Raw genomic sequence first — 19,896 nt, 5'->3', positions numbered from 1 at the left:
TTATTCAATTCATATTACATAGGGCGGCACTACCATGCGAATGCTTGTAGTTGAGGATGAGCTTAAAACTGCCGAATACCTGCATCAGGGTTTGACTGAAAGCGGCTATATAGTAGACCGCGCGGCGAATGGTACGGATGGACTTCACCTTGCGCGTCAACAAACCTACGACTTGGTAATACTTGACGTCGATCTACCACAACTTGATGGCTGGGGTGTGCTCGAGCGACTGCGCCAAAGCAGTAACACCCGGGTCATGATGCTAACCGCTCGCGGGCGCCTGGCGGACAAGATCCGCGGCCTGGACCTGGGTGCCGATGACTATCTGGTCAAGCCATTCGAATTTCCGGAACTGTTGGCCCGGGTACGAACTTTAATGCGTCGCAGCGAACAAGTTTCCGTCCCTGAGGTCTTGAAAGTCGCCGATCTGGAACTCGACCAGGGCCGCCATAGGGCCTTCCGGGGCGAGCAGCGTATCGACCTGACGACCAAGGAATTTGCTTTGCTGCACCTTTTGATGCGCCAGTCGGGTGAGGTGCTTTCCCGCACTCAGATCATTTCATTGGTCTGGGACATGAACTTCGACTGCGACACCAATGTGGTCGAGGTTTCAATCCGCCGCCTGAGGGCCAAGATTGATGATCCTTTTGACAAGAAGCTAATCCATACCCTGCGCGGCGTTGGCTATGTACTGGAGGCCCGGGAATGAAGTCGGCAAGCCTGTCGATGCGGCTGGGTTTGGCGGTGAGTATCATGGGCGCATTGTTGGTGTTATTTCTGGCGGTTCTTGCGTTCCTCGCGCTAACGCATGAGTTAGATAAACTGTCAAAAGACAACTTGAGCGAGAAAATGCGGCAAATCGAGCACAGTCTTTCGCTGTATGAAAAACCTGTCGACATCAACATTAAACCGCACGTTTTGCTGGATCAGGTGATGGGGCATGACCACCTCAACCTTACCATTTATGACCTGATAAATATGAGGACGCCGCTCTTGAAGTCAGGCTTTGGCTTGACGGACCCCAGGGCGGAGTTGAAGGCGGCAGGGGCTGCCACCGACAAGGTGTCGTACTCCCGAAGCACCGATGATCAGGGCCGGCACTTCCTGACTGCATCCAGACTGATCCGCTTGCCGAACGGTACGAATGTCGCCGTATTGCTGTCGCTTGATTGCGCCAACGATGAAGCGCTGCTCAGCACATATCTAAGCTCGACGATCATGGCCTTGCCGTTGCTGCTGCTACTTATCGGCCTCAGTGCCTGGGCAGTGGTAAAACGGGGGCTCGCGCCGCTGCGGGAGTTTCGCAAGGTGGCCGCCATGATCTCTGCTCAGGACCTCAGCCATCGACTCTCGGTGGTCAAGATGCCGCAGGAGCTCAGCGAACTGGCCCATGGCATCAACTTCATGCTGCACCGACTAGACAGCGATGTTCAGCAGTTGTCGCAGTTCTCCGATGACTTGGCCCACGAACTACGAGCACCCATTTCCAACCTGATGGGCAAAGCCCAGGTGACGTTGTCCCGGGAGAGGCCGGCCGAGGAGTACAAAGCGGTTTTGGAGTCCTCCACCGAAGAGCTTGGGCGCGTAGCCCGGATTGTCTCGGACATGCTTTTCCTGGCACAGGTCAGTCATCCCGCTGCGCTGGTCCCGTTTGAGACCATTGCTCTGGAGGATGAAGCCTTGAAGGTCATCAATCTGTTTTCACTGTCGGCGGAAGATAAACAGATCAGCGTGAGCGTTACTGGCAGGGGGTCGACCATTGGTGATCGGTTGATGATTCAGCGGGCAATTTCCAACCTGATGTCCAATGCAATCCGCCATTGCCCAGTAGGCCAAGCCATCACAATCACCATCGAAGTCCATGCCACAGAAGTCTCGCTACATGTAGCCAACCGAGGCGCAGGTATTGAACCTCAACACCTACCGCACTTATTCGATCGCTTTTATCGAGTTGACACTCATCATTCGCGCGCTGGAGGAAGTACCGGGCTTGGTTTAGCCATTGTGAAATCAATCATGAGTTTGCATCAGGGAGTCGCAGAAGTTAATAGCCGCCCGGGTAAGATCACGACCTTCAAGCTGGGTTTTCCAAACATCCATGGACACACCAACTGGTGATACCAACCATTGAAAAAACAGCCCTTATTCACGTCATTCGTTCATTCGTGCGTGTTACGACACACACCAATAATTTGGTATTCAATAGTGTGAAGCTTTCCAGCTGAGTCCTCATAGGTCATTCGAAAAGGTACAATGTTGCAAGAGCGAATTGGTGGGGTCATACTCACCACTTTTGCGATATCAAACTTCATTCTATAGTGATATTTCTGAATTTCCGGAGCGGTCTTGCCTTTTTGCGCAGCGTAGGCGGCCATTGCTTTCTGATTTGCTTCCATGGCGTTGACAACGTTGCGATCACCACGGCTTTCAGCGAATTCTATCGAAGGCAATGATTGCGTCAGTGCAACAATACTTAGTTTTAACAGACTCATAGCAGAGTCTCTTTGAAGTAGTTACAAAGCTGTTAAACTTAAGTACGTTAACGAGGTAAATCTTTATTAATTGTCTAATGAGAATTACTTATTTGTAATTTCCAACCGTTATCCTCACAAGCTCAGTGAAGTAACATAATCAGCCAAGCACAGTGCTTCCCCACCCCGAAGACGATTTTCGTAATCTAATAGAACTGTGATTTTAGAGTGGCATTTGTGTGTTCTGTTTATAAAGTTGTTGCCGATTATTTCACATAACTTCAAAATTCGAGGGATTAAGAGGGCTCATTGATCACGCTTTTCGAGAACATATCCAACACCGCGCAAGGTATGGATTAGCTTGTTGTTGAAAGGATCATCAATCTTGGCCCGAAGCCTTCTCATCGACACTTCAACAACATTGGTGTCGCAATCAGCACTCCGCCCCCAGACAGAGGACATGATTTGCGTGCGCGACAGCGCCGTACCAGTCTGGCGCATCAAGAGGTATAGCAGGGCGAACTCCTTGGTGGTCAGCTCAATCCGCTGCTCGCCTCGGAAGGTCCGGTGTCTACCAAGATCGAGTTCCAGGTCCCCGACACACAGCACGTCGGGCAATGCCGACAATACAGCGCGACGCATCAGAGTGCGTACTCGGGCCAGCAGCTCTGGAAACTCAATTGGTTTGACCATGTAATCGTCCGCGCCTAGGTCGAAACCCTTGATTTTTTCCTCCAGACTACCTTTAACGGTAAGTATCATGATGGGCGAAATAGTGACCTTGCGAATACTTACAAGTAGGCCCCAATCGTCACGTTGCGGTAGGTTTGCGTCAAGCACTACAAGATCATAAGCCTGTTGGCAGACCAAGCGTAAGCCATCGATTCCGCTGGCGACGCAATCAACGATAAATCCGCTTTCGGTCAGCCCCTGGTGCAAATAATGGGCAGTTTTCGGCTCGTCTTCTATTATCAAAATACGCATTTTTCATAAAGTCTCGACACTAAATAATAAATCATCCTTACACACGTATAGAAAATTTTATTTACCGATAAACTTCAACATATTTGCGTTGTACGATTTTAGTCAGTAAGGAGCTATTGCGCGCTGTTGTGGCTCCGTTATGTTATCGACGTCAAACATACAAATATACAAATATACAAATATGCAAATATACAAACATACAAACCTACACACTAAGTAGATCTTAGACTAATTGTCCGCGGCAGAGGGGGGATAACAAATTTGTAATTCTTCTGTCACCCTTCTGATAACTGTTCAGCAGTACATTGAGCCTGCAAAAAATCTATGCGTCATAGGATCCTGCGGTCGTGTCGACTTCTGATCGAATTCAGCCGGCAGAAATCGATCAGAAGTCTTTTAGACCATCAAATATTTATGAGTTAACAAAGAAACTGCGCACTTTGGGGGCGTAAATCTCGTTATGCCATCTCGCATTAGAAAAATGTTGTGGGCGGCTGGCCCACCGTCTCGTGTTTCGTCGTTGATGACGGCGTTGCTTCGGGCAACCCACGCCGAGGCTGTGACCAAACCTCAAATAGCATTGACCAATAACCCAAGCCTCGCAGATGCACAGTGGGAAATCCAAACTGCCCAAGCCGGGCAGCAACAGACTGATTTGATCCCCAATCCAGTACTAATAATAGATGCCCAAGCCTTCCGCGAAAATTCGAACACTACCAACGTTAAGCTCCGCCGGACACCGAAAAGGTGCCGCAAAAGTCACGCATGGATTGAGGTCGCATCTAAGAGTAAAGGCATAGTGGCGCTGGAGTCTAAACACTGCCGTAATGACTTGCGCCCCGATGATCGAAGTTTTTTACGGCGTCATGCTTGCACAGCAAGGTCTGATTTCAGCTCAGAGTTCGCACTGTCTGGCGGAACGATGACCAGCATCCGGAAGCGGTTGAACCTGGTGGGCGCTTCAACGCCGATTTTGTTTTTCGGCCGCAAACTAAAAAGCATTTCGTCGGAGGCTAGCCGCACCTATCAGTCTCGTGATATGCACAACGTCGCCGAACCGCGCCTGCGGTACGAAATCCATCTTGCTGTAGACAAGCGCTCGATGGCCCACAGAGAAAAGAAGTTCTTCAGTCAAGTGATCCTTCCCGCCGCACGAAGCGCCAAGGACTCCAACACTAATTTCTTTGAAATATCCAACCGCAAGTTTACGGGTGTTCTGGGCCCTCCGCGCACCCGTATCCAATACCTCGCTTCAGCACAACTACTGGCGTTCAAGGACGAATCGAGCGGATCTACAGCCACGTCACTTACTTGGGGTGCTACCTCATGAAAAAGATTTTCATCAGCGTGGGGTGTCTGGCGGTTTGGCTAGTCGCAGATCGCCAACTAGCTGACGAGAACGTTCAGGGTCACTGGTGCATCCACGAGTTGCACCGCGCTATTGGCGATTTTTTCTTACCTAAAATGTAGTGACACTCCAGTGGCAGTTCGCGCCTGGATACGTCGAGATTTTCCGGAGTACCCATGAATAACAAAGTACCAATTCGCAGTTGGGAAATCACACTCGGCAGCAATCAGTTAATTCTTGCAGTTTCGACTTGGCTTCTATTGTTTAGTAACTGGCCATTTTGGCGTGCTGTCTGGCAAGGCGTGGGAGGCCTACAAGACGGAAACACCATATTCGTGCTTAGCCTGCCTTGGTTCGTGTTGATTTGGCTCTACGTATTACTCAGCGTGATGGCTTGGGGACGATTGATAAAACCTGTGCTAGCTATCGTGTTGCTGGTTGCGGCAGCAACGAGTTACTTTATGAATAGCTATGGCATAGTAATTGATTACAGCATGCTAACGAATGTGATGCAGACGGACAGCTCCGAAGCCACGGAGCTGTTGAACTCGGATCTACTGCTGTGGATGCTGGGCTTTGGTGTTATGCCGGTGCTGGTTATCACTCGAGTCCGTTTGATTCAAAGATCGTGGTCCCGCGCACTTGCTCATCGATTCATGGGGGTGGCGGTAGCGCTCACCTGCTTGGCGATCGTCGTATTTACGCTTTATCAATCCTATGCATCGCTGATGCGTAATCATCGCGAACTCAGGTTGATGTTGGTTCCGTCGAATGTGGTTTCGGCAATTCATGGGTACACGCGTCGCCAGCTAGCAGTTCCCGCCGAATTAAAAACCATTGGTGCTGATGCCCGCCGTGAAGAAGCTACTGCTGGTGTACGCAAACCACGGCTAACGGTACTGATGGTGGGTGAAACCGCCAGGTCCGCGAATTTCTCCCTCAATGGCTATTCCCGGGATACCAATCCGGAATTGGCCAGTCGTGGTGTCTTAAGTTTTACCAATGTCAGCTCATGTGGAACAGCTACGGCCGTTTCCTTACCCTGCATGTTTCTGGATGTGGGTAAAGAAGGCTACAAAGACGGTATGGCGTTGCGCAGAGAAGGACTATTAGACGTGTTGCAGCGGGCCGGCGTATCGGTCCTGTGGAGAGACAATAATTCGGGTTGCAAAGGCATTTGCGACCGAGTACCAAATGAAAAATTGAACAATCAGAAATCGACGGGATTATGTAGAGCTGACGAGTGTTACGACGAAGTCTTATTGCAAGATTTACAAGCCTACTTGGATCAACAGCAGCGGGATTCAATCGTGGTGCTACACATGAAAGGCAGTCACGGCCCATCCTATTCCAAGCGCTATCCACCGGCGTTCGAACGATTCGGTCCCGTTTGCGATAATAATCAACTTGAACGTTGTACGCGCGAAAGCATTGTCAGTGCCTATGATAACAGCCTCGGTTATACGGACTATGTACTTGGGCAAACGATCGACCTGCTAAAGCGTAACGCTGAGCGTTTTGATACGGCGATGCTTTATGTCTCTGATCACGGTGAGTCCCTCGGCGAGAATGGGCTTTACTTGCACGGACTTCCTTATGCCATGGCTCCCAGCGAGCAGACTAGTATCCCCATGGTAATCTGGATCTCCAAAAACATGCAGTCGCGTCAAACCCTCGACTCCCAATGTTTGAAGGATCAGCGAGACGTATCACTGTCCCATGACAACTTATTCCATTCTATATTGGGGTTGATGGGTATTCAAACTACAGCATATCGCCCAGAGCTTGATCTGTTCAGTACCTGCCAGTCCAAAGCGTCAACACCGTTAAAGCTCGCGCAGACATTTGAGCGTCAATCAATGAAAACACCGAAATAAGTGGAGCTGCGAGAAAGATCTAAAATGACCCTATAGTATGAGCATACTTTGATTAGAAGCCATGCAACTAAATACTAATCGTTGCATGGCGCCACTTCTAACTCTTCCTAAAAATCGGCATCCGGGTGAGCTTTTTTTAAGACTATTTAGTCAGCCACATCAAGCATCAAAAAAGCTGCAAAATTCTGCCGAGCTATTTTCTCAATACATTCACCCTGCACGTATAGATAAAATGTATAATTCAGGTGTTTAATTACAGTTTGGTTCGTTAGTGAATGTGCGTGAAACATCGACCGCGCCCAAGACCCCCAAAGTTTTGCGACCAATCAATACGGGGTAGTTCATGTCGCCTCGATCCTTCAGTGAAAACTCTTCCTTATAAATTTTATCACCTATGCACATCGTCATCATGACTACTGGACGATGTTCAGCGCCACCGGCGCCTCGAACCTTTACATTTCTTTCGACGCGTCGCTCGAAGAGTGCGTTACTCACCTTCTTAGTTTTTGTGTCTTTTACTTTAACGTTGAAACGAACCCATTCCTCTCCATTTTTACGGAATCGTTCTAAGTCTTTCGCATCCATCGAGGATGTAAGAGCCCCTGTATCTAACTTTACTTTCACAGCAATATTTTCTGGTAAAAGTATTCCTTCCTCAATCCACCCGTATACCCTTTCTGGATTAGCAGGTGTTGAAAAAGCTGGCTGCGCAACAAAAGCCAAAAACAAAGCCAGCCCAGAATAACTTAAAATATTTCTGACCATTTTAATCGACCCTTTTGATCTGTATCACGACGTATAAACGTTCATCCAGCTTAAATAAATACCACGACTCAGTTAGTGGACCATACCCTCATGATCGTCAGCCAGTTGATCGTGAAAATCAGATCCTTCCATTTGGACGGTAGTATGGCTGATGTGGAACTTATCACTCATAAGGCTGGTTACTTCAGCCAAGATAGCTTGCTCGCTGCGGGAAGCCGAGTCAGCGACAAGATGGACGCTCATAACACTTTTACCACTGGTCAAAGCCCAGATATGCAAATCGTGGATATTCTTGACCCCCTCAATGCCATAAAGCGTTGCCTCTACCTTCTCAATATCGATGCCCTCTGGAACCCCTTGCAGCAATATGTTCATGCTTTCCTTGAGCAATGACCAAGTCCTGGGCAGCACCCAGAACCCGATGCCAGCCGCGACAAGTGAATCAACCCAAGTCCAGCCGGTGAAACGGATCAAAAGAGCTGCGATGATGACGCCAATAGACCCCACCATATCGCTCCAGACCTCTAAATAAGCGCCCTTCACATTGAGGCTTTCCCCACTGGCAGCACTCAGTAGGCGCATTGAAACAAGGTTGACGATGAGCCCGAACACCGCAATGACCAACATGCCAGTCGACTGGATTTCCGCCGGGACTTTAAGTCGCAGATACGCTTCATAAACGATGTACATAGCGACTAAAAACAGCAAGACCGCATTGAAGGTGGCTGCAAGTATTTCAAATCGTGCGTACCCGAAGGTCCGCTTCCTATCCGCAGAGCGTTTGGCTATATGAATAGCGACCAAGGATATCGCCAAAGCCGCAACGTCCGTCAGCATGTGGGCCGCGTCGGATAATAAGGCCAGGCTGCCGGTGACAAAAGCTCCAATGACCTCCGCGACCATAAAGCTTGTCGTCAGGGTGAGTGCGATCCACAGCAACTTTTCGTGACCGGCGCGTACTTGGCCGTGACTGTGTCCTGAACTCATAACCTTTTCCTCAAACGCCGCTCGCTGAAACTCCAACCACCCAGGTAGCACCCTTGCTACGAGTCGATTGCAGGATATAAAGACCAGCTAATACCCAAAACCGTTCCATCTCATGAAACACCCTATTTCAGAATTGGTGCTGGTTCGAGGTATATCCCGATCAAAGCGCGAAATCGCAGCCTTAATCGAACATCTCCTGCAAAAATGATTTTTTGCGGTACGACTGTTGCCCCTGATGCCCACTCTGGTTTTGATGTCCACCATGACTTTGATGGCCGCTCTGGTGGCCACCTTCTCTCCAACCGCCACCGTGACTTCCTCGCTGATCTCCATGAGCTTGGCTATCTCCATGCTGGCTGTAACCGGGTTGTACTGCTGGAGGAGCATTCTGTACGGGTGGAATTGGGTTCTGTGGAAGAAACCTAACGGCCTCCTGTTGTTGGCTGCGCTCGATGATCTTGTCGAGTTCACCTCGGTCGAGCCAAACGCCACGGCATTGAGGGCAATAATCAATTTCGATGCTTTGGCGCTCAGTCATTACGAGGGCAGTATCTTTGCAGATCGGACATTGCATGATTTGATTTCCTTGTGTGGGCATGTAATTGAACACGAAGTCGCAGCTTTCGTATCACCGACGCAGTAGCCGCAGTCCGTTGAATACGACCAGCAGGCTCGCTCCCATATCGGCGAAAACAGCCATCCACAACGTAGCGTGGCCGGACAATGCAAGCGCCAAAAATACAACTTTGATACCCAAGGCCAGTCCGATGTTTTGCTTCAAAACAGAGGCACATCGACGACTCAGGCTAATAAAATCAGCAATCTTGCGTGGGTCGTCATCCATGATGGCGACATCAGCCGTTTCAAGGGCTGTGGCAGTCCCTGCGGCCCCCATCGCAAAACCAATGTCGGCTTGCGCCAATGCTGGAGCATCGTTCACACCATCGCCCACCATGCCAACAGTACCAAAGCGGCGTTTGAGTTCAGCGACGGCGGCTTGTTTATCCTCCGGCATGAGGTTTCCGCGTGCATCCTGTATGCCGAGCTGAGCGGCGATGGACTTGGCGGTTGCAGGGTTGTCACCCGTGAGCATCACCGGTACGACATTCAACGCTTTCAGAGCAGTTACGGCAGCAAAGCTTTCAGGCCTTACGGTGTCAGCCACAGCAAAAATCGCTACTGGACCGCTGGCCGCGCAGAGCACGATTACAGTTTTTCCTGCGTTTTCCAGTAGCGACAATCGGGCCTCAAGGGCCGGCGAGCATACGCCCAACTCTTCAACCAAGCGGTGGTTACCCAGGTGCCACGATTGACCGTCGATATTGCCTTTGACGCCACGACCGTTGAGTACGCCGAAGTCCTCAACCGGCAGAGTCGCCGCATCCGGTTGCTGTAATTTCCATCCGCTGACCAAGGCCTTCGCCACTGGGTGTGTACTGTGTTCGTCGAGGCTAGCTGCGATCTGCAAAGCCATCTCGATGGGCAGATCACCAAACGGCTCGTTATCGGTCAGTACCGGCTTGCCTTGGGTCAAGGTGCCGGTCTTGTCGAGCGCCACAACCTTAAGTAGTCGGCCGCTTTCAAGGTATGCACCGCCTTTAATCAAAATGCCATGCTTGGCAGCCGCGGCTAGCCCACTGACGACGGTAATTGGCGTTGAAACCACCAAGGCACATGGGCAGGCGATCACTAACAGGACCAGGGCCTGATAAAGCCAATCGCCCCAGGTTCCACCGATCAGTACAGGGCCCAAGACAGCGACCAAGAGGGCAAGAACCACTACAGCCGGGGTGTAATAACGTGCAAACTCATCTACAAATCGCTGAGTAGGGGCTCGTTGAGACTGCGCGTCTTGTATGGCTGCCGCGATACGAGCAAGAGTACTTTCTCCTGCTACGGCCGTCACAGTCGCTTCAACCACGCCGTCGGTAACGATACTGCCAGCGTAAAGTGGGTCCCCGACCTGCTTATCAACAGGTAGGCTTTCGCCGGTAATTGGAGCTTGGTCCAGTGCGGCGCGACCTGAGTCTATGCGGGCATCCAAGGGTACTCGCGAACCCGTGCGAACCCGAATACGACTACCAAGTAATACACTCGCCACCGGATGGTCTTTCCAGCCGCCATCAGTCATGACTTCAGCGGTTTCTGGCGCCAACGCGGTCAGCGACTTGATCGCGTTCCGCGCGCGCTCCAGAGAAAGTGCTTCGATAGCCTCAGCAACGGCGAAAAGGAAAACCACCATCGCGGCTTCGGGCCATTTACCGATGATGAGAGCACCAACGACAGCCAACGACATCAGAAAATAGATGTTCAGAGTGAGGTTCTTAACTGCAATCCAACCCTTTTTGAGGGTGGGCAAACCAGCGCTCAGAATGGAAAGAGCCGCAAGCACCATAACCGGCCAAGAACCTTCTTGTCCGGTTGTCCACGCGATGACTTCAGCGGCGATAGCAGCCAGGCCACTGATGGCCAGCAATCCTTTTAGTTTTGCGCTCAGGGCCGGGGGAACCGCCGATGGCGCGGCACCGGCTTCGATCAGGCTCGGCCCCATGTCCAACGCGACTAATGCGGTGACGATTGGCTGCGGATCATCCAAGCGGTGATGCACGGTCAACTCACGATTCAGGAGGTTGAAGTCGAGCCGAACAATTCCGGCCATCGGCTCCAGTCGGTTGCGGATCAAGCGCTCCTCTGTAGGGCAATCCATTTTATCGATGCGGTAGCGAACTCTACTGGTCCCTTTCGGGGCAGGGCTACTCTTAGTAATCGCAACACCATCAGTAGCTTGCGTGCCATGAGCACAGCACGCATCGGCATGATCGTGAGCATGCTCATGCTCATGCTCATGGTCGTGACCATGTTCTTTGTGATGCTTGGGTTCAGCAGCATTAACAGACCCATGTTGATGGTCAGATCCGCAACACTCTTCTTTCTTCTGTACGTGAAGACGGAGGACCGGCTTGAGCTTGTTTTCCTGGTTCATGGTGCTTCTACCGCTTGGGATAATTTCACCATTCAACAGCCTGTACCTACTACAGGGTCAAGCGCCCAATGAAGTTATTTGAAGCTGCTTTCGTGTGCGGATAGCTTGGTCCTCCATGGACATCACCTAATCCTCGGAAGGCAGAAGAGGGTTCAAAAACTTGATTTGAGGTCTCCTATTCGCCTATTTTTGGCTGCAATCTGTCCACAAACTCAGGTAAAAGATGAGATGTGGCCAGATAAAAATTGACTCAGATTTATAAACCAGCTCCGGTGTTATCACCTGACTTAGGCCTCTCGGCAGGCCGTTTATGCCCTGCATCCAATTGTAAGGGCCATTTGCACCGTCTACACTCCAGTCCATGAAACGCTATCTGCGGTTTTGCATCGTCTTCATGATTAGCTTGGCGCTTCCCCTCAGCGGGATGGCGGGCGTTCAGGCACCGACAGAACCATGCCCAATGAAGACGATGGGCATGGCGATAATGGACGACATGGGGATGGACTGCTGCAACGATATGAAAAGCCCTTCCGAGCACGGCAAACCTTGTAAGCCGGGCCAGGAATGCAAGACAGGCGGCATGCTGCAAGTCTCGATCCTCAAGCCTCCTGTAACCGTATTCAGCCCCGTAGTGCTTTACTTCTTCAGCGATTCCCTACCCGTACAGACCCCGTCCGGGGTATGGCGACCGCCTCGCGTTTGATTCCTGTCCCACATTGAGCCTCATTCCGCGTTAGCGGGATGGACTAGCTGCGCGCATGTCTTTTGACGCGTGCAGTGGATGATCACAGGAATCGTAAACATGAACTCCAAGTGCTATTGCACAGGCTGGTCCCTCGTGGCCGGTCTGGCGGCAAGCGTACTGGCATTGCCGAGCTTCGCTGCCGCATTGACACTCGATGAAGCGTTGCGGCTGGCCGAAAACAATGCACCGTCGCTGACCGCACAAGACGCCAAAATTCAAGCTGCCAGCAGCGCGGCTATTCCAGCCGGTGAACTACCTGACCCCAGGCTACTGTTGGGTGTGCAGAACTACCCCATTGGCGGTCCGGATCGCTGGAGCATCGATCAGGACTTCATGACCATGCAAGTGGTCGGGGTCAGGCAAGAAATGCCCAACAGCGACAAGCGCAAAGCGCGCATAGAAGTGGCCGATGCGGCCATTGATCGCGCCGCTGCGGAGCGTCGAGTCGAACGTCTGAAAGTACGCCAGTCCACGGCGTTGGCCTGGATCAATAGCTACTCGGTTGAGCGCAAAGATGCGCTGTTCCAGGACTTCTACAAAGAAAACCGCCTGTTGACCGATACCGTCAGGGCCCAGATTGCCGGTGGCCGCGCTCAACCCGCCGATGCGGTGACGCCTAAGCAAGAAGCGGCTCAACTGGCGGAGCAACAGGACGATCTGATTCTCCAGAGAGCGCAGGCCCGAGCAGCCCTCAAACGCTGGATTGGCTCCGCCGCCAACGACAAGCCTGTGGGCAGCTTGCCGCATTGGCCCGTCGATACCTCCGGCTACGCCCATAAACTGCAACACCACCCCGAGTTGGCAGCGTTTGCGCCGATGACCCGCGAAGCGCAAGCCAAGGTTCGTGAAGCCGTGTCGGAGAAGCAGTCGGACTGGAGCTGGGAGCTGGATTATCAGCGTCGCGGCCGTGAGTTTGGCGATATGGTCAGCGTGCAATTTTCCTGGGAGCTGCCGCTGTTTCCTGACTCGCGCCAAAACCCCAAAATCGCAGCCAAACAGGCTGAACTCAGTCAGCTTGAGGCCGAGCGCGAAGCTCTGTCACGCGAGCACACTCAGCAACTAGAGAGCGAACTGGCCGACTATGAGCGCCTGAATCGTGCCGTGCGCCGAAACCAGGAAAGCCTGTTGCCGCTGGCCAAGGAAAAGGTCGAACTCAGCATGGCCAGTTATCGCTCGGGCAAAGGCGATTTAAACGCCGTTGTTGCTGCCCGACGTGAACTCATCGAGGCCCGCCTCAAACAGATCGACGTGGAAGAGCAGCGAGCGCTGACCAGTGCGCGGTTGTATTTTGCTTATGGGGAGTCCAGCCAATGAGCCTTAAAAAAGGGAACGGGGCATTGCTGGTTGGCATCTCGCTGGCCTTAGGTGTTGCCGGTGGTTACTGGTTGGCGCATCAGCGTATGAGTGGACTACCAAATACCACACAAGAGCAGAGCCTCAATTCACCGGGCGAACGCAAAGCACTTTATTGGTACGACCCCATGTACCCGCAACAAAAGTTCGATAAGCCGGGTAAGTCTCCCTTCATGGACATGCAACTGGTCCCGCAGTACACCAGCAGCGCAGGGGACCGAGCGACCGTCAGTATCGATCCAAGTCTGACCCAAAATCTCGGCCTGCGTTTTGCGACAGTCAGCCGTGCGATCTTTGATTCCAGCCTCGACGTGACAGGTGTGTTGGGATTCAACGAACGTGATGTCGCTGTGATTCAGGCGCGCACCCCTGGCTTTGTGGAGCGGGTCTATGCCCATGCTCCCGGCGATGTACTCAAAGCCAACGCGGCGCTGGCGGATGTTCTGGTGCCTGAGTGGGCCGCTGCCCAGACAGAGTTCCTTGCCCTGAAACGCAACGGGGATGCTGCCCTGTTGGATGCGGCCCGACAACGACTGCGGCTCACAGGGATGCCGGCAGCACTGATTACCGATGTAGAGCGTGGCGGTAAGGTTCAGCCCTACCTGACGCTGACCAGCCCCATTGCCGGTGTACTGCAAGAATTGAACGTACGTGCGGGAATGACCGTGGCGACTGGCGATACTCTGGCACGCGTCAATGGCTTGAGCAGTGTCTGGCTAGCCGTGGCCGTTCCAGAATCGGATGCCGGATCAATCACCGTGGGGCAGGCGGTCGAAGCGCGCCTGCCAGCTTTCCCAGGGACAATACTCAACGGCAGGGTCAGCGCGATTTTGCCCGAGACCAATCCGGACAGCCGCACTCTTCGCGTACGTGTCGAGTTACCCAATCCGGACGGACGCCTCAGACCGGGTTTGACAGCGCAGGTACACCTGAATCGTTCGACCGAGCAAAGTGTGTTGTGGGTGCCGAGCGAAGCGGTGATTCGCACGGGCCGACGTGCCTTGGTGATGCTCGCCGCAGACGCCGGCCGCTACCGTCCCGTGGCGGTGCAACTCGGGCAGGAAAGCGATGGCAAGACGGCGATATTGAAAGGTCTGGAAGAAGGCCAGAAAGTGGTTACCTCTGGCCAGTTCCTGCTCGACTCGGAGGCCAGTCTTAAGGGCATCGTTGCAAGCTCGGAGGAAGAGTCACCACCCAGCGCAGCAGCCTCCAGCTTTCATGAAGCGGATGGGCAGATCGTTGAGATCAACGACAAAGAAGTCACGCTCGCCCATGGTCCTTTCAAAACGCTGGGTATGCCTGGCATGACGATGACGTTCCCACTCGCCAACCCGGCGCTGATGCAGGGCTTCAAAACGGGTGACAAGGTTCGGGTTGCGGTGAGTCAGACCGACGATGGCCTGCGTGTTGAGCGCCTGGAAAAATCGGGGAGCCAGCCATGATCGCTGCCCTGATTCGTTGGTCAGTGGCCAACCGATTCCTGGTGCTACTGGCGACGCTGTTTGTCACGGCGTGGGGCATTTGGTCGGTGCAGAGCACGCCCATCGATGCACTGCCAGATCTCTCGGATGTTCAGGTGATCATCCGCACCCCTTTTCCGGGACAAGCGCCGCAGATTGTCGAGAACCAGGTGACCTATCCGTTGGCCACCACCATGCTCTCGGTGCCGGGTGCCAAGACGGTGCGTGGCTATTCCTTCTTCGGTGACAGCTTCGTTTACGTGCTGTTCGAAGACGGCACTGACTTGTACTGGGCGCGCTCGCGGGTGTTGGAGTATCTGAGCCAAATACAAAGTCGGTTGCCGGCCAGCGCCAAGCCGGCGTTGGGACCGGATGCGACGGGGGTGGGCTGGATCTATCAGTACGCACTGGTGGATCGCAGTGGAGGACACGATCTGGCGCAGCTACGCGCACTTCAGGACTGGTTCCTCAAGTTCGAACTCAAGACCCTGCCCAACGTTGCAGAAGTAGCCACCGTGGGTGGCATGGTCAAGCAGTACCAGGTCCAGCTTGATCCGCTCAAACTGGCCAGCCTCGGTATTACTCAGGCTGAGGTGACCGAAGCCATCGGCAAGGCCAACCAGGAAACCGGTGGCGCGGTGCTGGAGATGGCAGAGACCGAGTTCATCGTGCGTGCTTCCGGCTACCTGAAGACGCTCAATGACTTTCGGGCGATCCCGCTCAAGCTGGCTTCGGGAGGAGTGCCAGTAACCCTTGGCGATGTCGCCACGATCCAGTTGGGACCGGAAATGCGGCGTGGCATTACTGAACTCGACGGCGAAGGCGAGACCGTCGGCGGCGTGGTGATTTTGCGCAGCGGCAAGAATGCTCGCGAGACCATTGCCGCGGTCAAGACCAAACTCGACGAACTGAAAAGCAGTCTGCCGGCCGGGGTGGATATCGTCACCACCTACGACCGCAGTAAGCTGATCGACCGCGCCGTGGAAAACCTCAGCCACAAGCTCATCGAAGAGTTCATCGTTGTCGCGTTGGTGTGTGGGATCTTCCTCTGGCACCTGCGCTCATCTCTGGTGGCGATCATTTCGCTGCCGGTGGGGGTGCTGATTGCCTTCATCGTCATGCGCTACCAGGGCATCAACGCCAACATCATGTCCTTGGGCGGGATAGCCATCGCCATCGGCGCCATGGTCGATGCCGCCGTGGTGATGATCGAGAACGCCCACAAGAAGATCGAGGCATGGCACGCGGCCAATCCGGGGGAAGAACTGAAGGGTGAACGTCATTGGCATGTAATGACCGAAGCGGCGGCAGAGGTAGGCCCGGCGCTGTTCTTCTGTTTGTTGATCATCACTCTGTCTTTCATTCCGGTGTTCACCCTGGAAGCTCAGGAAGGACGGCTGTTCGGTCCTTTGGCTTTCACCAAGACCTACGCCATGGCCGCAGCGGCGGGATTGTCAGTGACCTTGGTGCCGGTGCTGATGGGCTACTGGATTCGTGGACGAATTCCCAGTGAACATCAGAACCCGTTGAACCGGTGGTTGATTCGGATCTATCAGCCAGCCCTGGACGCAGTCTTGCGTCGACCAAAGATCACGCTGCTGGTGGCACTATTGGTTTTTGTCAGTGCGCTATGGCCAATGTCTCGCTTGGGTGGCGAGTTTCTCCCCCCGTTGGACGAGGGCGACCTGCTCTATATGCCTTCAGCTCTGCCGGGATTGTCAGCGCAGAAAGCGGCACAACTGCTGCAACAGACTGACCGTCTGATCAAGACCGTGCCTGAAGTCGAACACGTCTTCGGTAAGGCGGGGCGCGCTGAAACCGCCACCGACCCCGCACCGCTGGAGATGTTCGAAACCACGATCCAGTTCAAGCCGCACGAGCAATGGCGTCCAGGCATGACCCAGGAAAAGTTGGTGGAAGAACTGGATCGAGTGGTACGAGTCCCTGGGCTGACGAATATCTGGATACCACCGATTCGTAACCGTATCGACATGCTGGCTACGGGGATCAAGAGTCCCATCGGAGTGAAAGTTGCCGGCACCAACCTGACGGAGATCGATGCCGCGACTCAGGCGGTTGAGCGAGTGGCCAAGGACGTGCCCGGCGTCAGTTCGGCTCTGGCCGAGCGTCTGACCGGTGGTCGCTATATCGATGTGGATATCGACCGCAAAGCCGCCGCCCGCTACGGACTGAATATCGCCGATGTGCAGTCCATCGTGGCCGGCGCTATCGGCGGTGAAAACGTCGGCGAGACCATTGAAGGGCTCGCACGCTTCCCGATCAACGTGCGCTATCCACGGGAGTGGCGTGACTCGCTCGGCGCCCTGGAGCAATTGCCGATCTATACCCCGCTAGGTAGCCAGATCACCCTCGGCACAGTGGCGAAGGTCAAAGTCACGGACGGTCCACCGATGCTCAAGAGCGAGAACGCACGACCTTCGGGCTGGGTGTACGTCGATGTGCGGGGGAGGGACATTGCGTCGGTGGTCGCTGATCTACGACGGGTCGTCAATGAGCAGGTCAAGTTGCAGCCCGGCATGAGCCTGAGCTACTCAGGGCAGTTCGAGTTTCTCGAAAGGGCCAACGCACGACTCAAACTGGTGGTGCCTGCCACGCTGTTGATCATCTTCGTGCTGCTCTACCTGACTTTTGCCCGCTTCGATGAGGCCTTGCTGATCATGGCCACTCTGCCATTCGCTCTCACGGGCGGGGCATGGTTCCTCTATCTGTTGGGGTTCAACCTGTCAGTCGCCACCGGGGTCGGCTTTATCGCCTTGGCCGGTGTTTCCGCCGAGTTTGGCGTGATCATGTTGCTCTACCTGAAGAACGCCTGGGCCGAACGTGAAGACCTCGGCGACAGCACTGAGCTCGGTCTGGTTGCGGCGATTCGTGAAGGCGCCGTGCAGCGTGTTCGACCCAAGGCCATGACCGTGGCCGTCATCATTGCCGGCTTGTTACCCATCTTGCTGGGCAGCGGGACCGGCAGCGAGGTGATGAGCCGCATTGCTGCGCCCATGGTAGGCGGCATGGTCACGGCACCCTTGCTTTCCCTGTTTGTCATTCCGGCAGCCTATCGCCTGATGCGTCGCCGGCACCTCTCCGTTGAAACCGTCAAACCTGAAGGAAGTGTCGTATGAAACTGACCCTGATTGCAGTTGCCAGCACCGTAGTAGCGTTGTCTTTTTCTGCCCTGGCAGAGGACATGCCGGGTATGAAGATGGACGGTATGGAGAGCAAGCAGATGACTGAGGAAACAAAGCAGGCTCCAGTCGCGAATGCCGATGGAACGATCAAGGCTATCGATACTGTGAAGCATACGGTGACTATCTCTCACGGCGCTGTGCCTGCCGTGCGATGGCCGCCGATGACCATGGTCTTTTCCGTAACGCAAGATAAGTTGACAGGGCTGACGGCCGGAGACCGTGTATCTTTTTCCTTCCTGATAGAGGGTGGTAGAGCTACGATTGTGTCCATTCAAAAGTGAAACAGCGGTGGTGAAAGTGGCCGGCGCGCTTGTCGAGCCGACCATTATCACTAAATCTGCAGGTCAGAAAAATGTACGCCTCGTTTTGAGTCGCGAGCAGTCGAGATGCGACGAAGTTGAGGCCGGTCTCTGTTGGGCTTCTTTTCCTTCCCTTTGGCGAATATCTTTCTGACCAGACCAATGGCTGCCGTTGACCCATTTCCGTCCGATGTGGTGCTCGAACGTGAAACAGCGGGCGTGTAGTCGAGCTTTTAGCTGACATCTTTGCCGATGCGCCGGAGAGTGCAGCCGCTCGTCGCAATAACCGGCAGGAATGGCCTCTATGCACGGTTATCCAGTGACTGGATCTGCTCTGCGCGCGAGCATAATGATGCGTCTTCTCTAATTACGAAATGAGAACCGGACGATCATGAGTGGGAGCGAGCGCTGGATAGTCAAATGCCAGGATACTGAGGATGGTAGCGGTGATGTCATCGTTGATTTACCCCCAGAACTGCTTGCCAAAATGGGAGTAGGTGTGGGGGACGATCTGACGATTACGGTAGCGGACGGCGCAATAGTGCTGAAGCCTACGCATGGAACAACATCAGTGCAGCCCGTGTTTGCTGGAGTCCTGCTTGATGAAGCTTATCATGCCTACCGCATCCGGCTGGAGGCGTCTCTTAATATCCCCTCAAACGCCTCTGACCAGGACATTCACGACATTATCGTAGCTGGCTTCTCGGCCAGCCTGATCCAGTCGCTTTGCGACGTTGGAACTATAAGTCCGGAAGAACGCGACAGAATTATTCCACTCAAAATGCTCAAAACAAAATTGGTCAGCAATCAGCTTTTAACGGTGGATGAGAGTGATCGCCTGTTCCGCTTTGCACATATTACCGCCATGGCCGATGTGATCTTCGGGGACGCAGAGAAGGCCAAACAATGGCTTTCCAAACCGAAATCCCGGTTTTCGGGTAAAAGTCCAACAGCGATGCTCACTACAACTCACGGCACACATCGGGTCGAACAAATGCTGATTGAGGTAAATGAGGGCATGTCATTTCGATCTAACCGCAGCTAAGTAGAACCATCACAATTGGGTACGCGCCCCCAAGGGCATTTTTGTCAAAATATTCATTCAGCTGGCATGCTCCGTTAAGCCGTTTACCCCTGAGTTCACTGAGCCGGTGGTGTCACAATATTTTGTTCGGCTGCAATCTCGACTTTAAAAAGGCTCCCGCGGGTAGTGTCAAACTATGTTGTTATAAACTCATCCCGTCATTCGGATATCGTTATGCGTTGTGTCAATCTATGTTGTAAAAATGGCATCGCGGCAGGTTCCGTAAACGACTGATTTTATTGGTTTCCGTGTGTCAAACTATGATGTTGGGCACCACCCCCGATCTTCGGGGGTTTTGCTTTTTCAGGGGCCAGGAATTTCACGGAATAAACCGCCA

Annotated in this window: 16 protein-coding genes; 10 read left to right on the top strand and 6 right to left on the bottom strand. The window is 53.4% G+C overall.

Translation table 11 applies throughout. The annotated features are described in order from the left end of the window. Positions 1 to 34 precede the first annotated feature (34 nt). Both ACZRN6_RS15850 and ACZRN6_RS15845 read left to right on the top strand, forming a co-directional pair. Complete coding sequence (locus ACZRN6_RS15850; RefSeq protein WP_045061362.1) at positions 35 to 709, top strand: heavy metal response regulator transcription factor; 675 nt, start codon at positions 35 to 37, stop codon at positions 707 to 709. After that, a complete protein-coding gene (locus ACZRN6_RS15845; protein ID WP_115146708.1) occupies positions 706 to 2,118 on the top strand; it encodes a heavy metal sensor histidine kinase in 1,413 nt (470 codons plus the stop codon). The genes ACZRN6_RS15850 and ACZRN6_RS15845 overlap by 4 nt, the downstream gene beginning before the upstream one ends. Positions 2,119 to 2,159: 41 nt before the next feature. Here the strand turns inward: ACZRN6_RS15845 and ACZRN6_RS15840 are convergent, their stop codons facing one another. Beyond that, entirely contained in the window at positions 2,160 to 2,492 is a 333-nt protein-coding gene (locus tag ACZRN6_RS15840; protein ID WP_045061364.1) for a DUF2790 domain-containing protein, read from the bottom strand. Between the two features lie 285 nt (positions 2,493 to 2,777). Beyond that, positions 2,778 to 3,455 carry a heavy metal response regulator transcription factor gene (locus ACZRN6_RS15835; RefSeq protein WP_090470194.1) on the bottom strand — a complete coding sequence of 226 codons (678 nt, stop codon included), beginning with the start codon at positions 3,453 to 3,455 and terminating at the stop codon, positions 2,778 to 2,780. A gap of 523 nt (positions 3,456 to 3,978) precedes the next feature. On the opposite strand from ACZRN6_RS15835, the gene ACZRN6_RS15830 reads away from it, so the two are divergent. After that, entirely contained in the window at positions 3,979 to 4,785 is an 807-nt protein-coding gene (locus ACZRN6_RS15830) for a hypothetical protein (RefSeq protein ID WP_147282609.1), read from the top strand. 194 nt (positions 4,786 to 4,979) lie between these two features. Continuing rightward, entirely contained in the window at positions 4,980 to 6,680 is a 1,701-nt protein-coding gene (locus tag ACZRN6_RS15825; RefSeq protein WP_045057964.1) for a phosphoethanolamine transferase, read from the top strand. A gap of 249 nt (positions 6,681 to 6,929) precedes the next feature. On the opposite strand, the gene rloA3 is transcribed toward ACZRN6_RS15825, so the two are convergent. The 4 genes from rloA3 to ACZRN6_RS15805 form a co-directional block, all read right to left on the bottom strand. Next, complete coding sequence (gene rloA3 / locus ACZRN6_RS15820) at positions 6,930 to 7,445, bottom strand: retropepsin-like aspartic peptidase RloA3 (protein ID WP_090470184.1); 516 nt, start codon at positions 7,443 to 7,445, stop codon at positions 6,930 to 6,932. Between the two features lie 72 nt (positions 7,446 to 7,517). After that, the gene (locus tag ACZRN6_RS15815; protein ID WP_045058199.1) at positions 7,518 to 8,432 is read right to left on the bottom strand and encodes a cation diffusion facilitator family transporter; all 915 of its coding nucleotides are present in this window, start codon (positions 8,430 to 8,432) and stop codon (positions 7,518 to 7,520) included. Positions 8,433 to 8,613: 181 nt separating this feature from the next. Then, the gene (locus tag ACZRN6_RS15810) at positions 8,614 to 8,970 is read right to left on the bottom strand and encodes a TFIIB-type zinc ribbon-containing protein (RefSeq protein ID WP_232392850.1); all 357 of its coding nucleotides are present in this window, start codon (positions 8,968 to 8,970) and stop codon (positions 8,614 to 8,616) included. A 90-nt stretch (positions 8,971 to 9,060) separates the two neighbouring features. Further along, positions 9,061 to 11,415 carry a heavy metal translocating P-type ATPase gene (locus tag ACZRN6_RS15805; RefSeq protein ID WP_045058201.1) on the bottom strand — a complete coding sequence of 785 codons (2,355 nt, stop codon included), beginning with the start codon at positions 11,413 to 11,415 and terminating at the stop codon, positions 9,061 to 9,063. Positions 11,416 to 11,776: 361 nt separating this feature from the next. On the opposite strand from ACZRN6_RS15805, the gene ACZRN6_RS15800 reads away from it, so the two are divergent. The 6 genes from ACZRN6_RS15800 to ACZRN6_RS15775 all read left to right on the top strand — a co-directional run bounded on the left by ACZRN6_RS15800 (position 11,777) and on the right by ACZRN6_RS15775 (position 19,520). Beyond that, positions 11,777 to 12,118 (top strand): hypothetical protein, encoded by a 342-nt coding sequence (locus tag ACZRN6_RS15800; protein ID WP_045058202.1) that lies wholly within the window; start codon positions 11,777 to 11,779, stop codon positions 12,116 to 12,118. Between the two features lie 99 nt (positions 12,119 to 12,217). Next, positions 12,218 to 13,474 (top strand): TolC family protein, encoded by a 1,257-nt coding sequence (locus tag ACZRN6_RS15795; protein ID WP_090470168.1) that lies wholly within the window; start codon positions 12,218 to 12,220, stop codon positions 13,472 to 13,474. Further along, positions 13,471 to 14,955 carry an efflux RND transporter periplasmic adaptor subunit gene (locus tag ACZRN6_RS15790; RefSeq protein ID WP_045058204.1) on the top strand — a complete coding sequence of 495 codons (1,485 nt, stop codon included), beginning with the start codon at positions 13,471 to 13,473 and terminating at the stop codon, positions 14,953 to 14,955. The genes ACZRN6_RS15795 and ACZRN6_RS15790 overlap by 4 nt, the downstream gene beginning before the upstream one ends. Continuing rightward, positions 14,952 to 18,110 (top strand): efflux RND transporter permease subunit, encoded by a 3,159-nt coding sequence (locus ACZRN6_RS15785; protein ID WP_115146705.1) that lies wholly within the window; start codon positions 14,952 to 14,954, stop codon positions 18,108 to 18,110. Before ACZRN6_RS15790 ends, ACZRN6_RS15785 begins: the two co-directional genes overlap by 4 nt. Then, a complete protein-coding gene (locus tag ACZRN6_RS15780; protein ID WP_045058206.1) occupies positions 18,107 to 18,457 on the top strand; it encodes a copper-binding protein in 351 nt (116 codons plus the stop codon). The genes ACZRN6_RS15785 and ACZRN6_RS15780 overlap by 4 nt, the downstream gene beginning before the upstream one ends. Before the next feature lie 409 nt (positions 18,458 to 18,866). After that, positions 18,867 to 19,520 carry an antitoxin Xre/MbcA/ParS toxin-binding domain-containing protein gene (locus tag ACZRN6_RS15775; protein ID WP_082069125.1) on the top strand — a complete coding sequence of 218 codons (654 nt, stop codon included), beginning with the start codon at positions 18,867 to 18,869 and terminating at the stop codon, positions 19,518 to 19,520. Positions 19,521 to 19,896 lie beyond the last annotated feature (376 nt).

The organism is Pseudomonas sp. A125 (genome assembly GCF_055409485.1).
Note: the sequence above shows the minus strand (reverse complement) of the source record. Positions and strands in the feature narration are given on the sequence as shown.

What these genes read in the sequence shown, in the direction of transcription:
- rloA3 (WP_090470184.1), bottom strand. Translation starts at nt 7,445, where the DNA reads ATGGTCAGAAATATTTTAAGTTATTCTGGGCTGGCTTTGTTTTTGGCT.
- ACZRN6_RS15825 (WP_045057964.1), top strand. Translation starts at nt 4,980, where the DNA reads ATGAATAACAAAGTACCAATTCGCAGTTGGGAAATCACACTCGGCAGC.
- ACZRN6_RS15810 (WP_232392850.1), bottom strand. Translation starts at nt 8,970, where the DNA reads ATGACTGAGCGCCAAAGCATCGAAATTGATTATTGCCCTCAATGCCGT.
- ACZRN6_RS15805 (WP_045058201.1), bottom strand. Translation starts at nt 11,415, where the DNA reads ATGAACCAGGAAAACAAGCTCAAGCCGGTCCTCCGTCTTCACGTACAG.
- ACZRN6_RS15845 (WP_115146708.1), top strand. Translation starts at nt 706, where the DNA reads ATGAAGTCGGCAAGCCTGTCGATGCGGCTGGGTTTGGCGGTGAGTATC.
- ACZRN6_RS15785 (WP_115146705.1), top strand. Translation starts at nt 14,952, where the DNA reads ATGATCGCTGCCCTGATTCGTTGGTCAGTGGCCAACCGATTCCTGGTG.
- ACZRN6_RS15800 (WP_045058202.1), top strand. Translation starts at nt 11,777, where the DNA reads ATGAAACGCTATCTGCGGTTTTGCATCGTCTTCATGATTAGCTTGGCG.
- ACZRN6_RS15790 (WP_045058204.1), top strand. Translation starts at nt 13,471, where the DNA reads ATGAGCCTTAAAAAAGGGAACGGGGCATTGCTGGTTGGCATCTCGCTG.
- ACZRN6_RS15775 (WP_082069125.1), top strand. Translation starts at nt 18,867, where the DNA reads ATGAGTGGGAGCGAGCGCTGGATAGTCAAATGCCAGGATACTGAGGAT.
- ACZRN6_RS15830 (WP_147282609.1), top strand. Translation starts at nt 3,979, where the DNA reads ATGACGGCGTTGCTTCGGGCAACCCACGCCGAGGCTGTGACCAAACCT.
- ACZRN6_RS15795 (WP_090470168.1), top strand. Translation starts at nt 12,218, where the DNA reads ATGAACTCCAAGTGCTATTGCACAGGCTGGTCCCTCGTGGCCGGTCTG.
- ACZRN6_RS15840 (WP_045061364.1), bottom strand. Translation starts at nt 2,492, where the DNA reads ATGAGTCTGTTAAAACTAAGTATTGTTGCACTGACGCAATCATTGCCT.
- ACZRN6_RS15815 (WP_045058199.1), bottom strand. Translation starts at nt 8,432, where the DNA reads ATGAGTTCAGGACACAGTCACGGCCAAGTACGCGCCGGTCACGAAAAG.
- ACZRN6_RS15835 (WP_090470194.1), bottom strand. Translation starts at nt 3,455, where the DNA reads ATGCGTATTTTGATAATAGAAGACGAGCCGAAAACTGCCCATTATTTG.
- ACZRN6_RS15850 (WP_045061362.1), top strand. Translation starts at nt 35, where the DNA reads ATGCGAATGCTTGTAGTTGAGGATGAGCTTAAAACTGCCGAATACCTG.
- ACZRN6_RS15780 (WP_045058206.1), top strand. Translation starts at nt 18,107, where the DNA reads ATGAAACTGACCCTGATTGCAGTTGCCAGCACCGTAGTAGCGTTGTCT.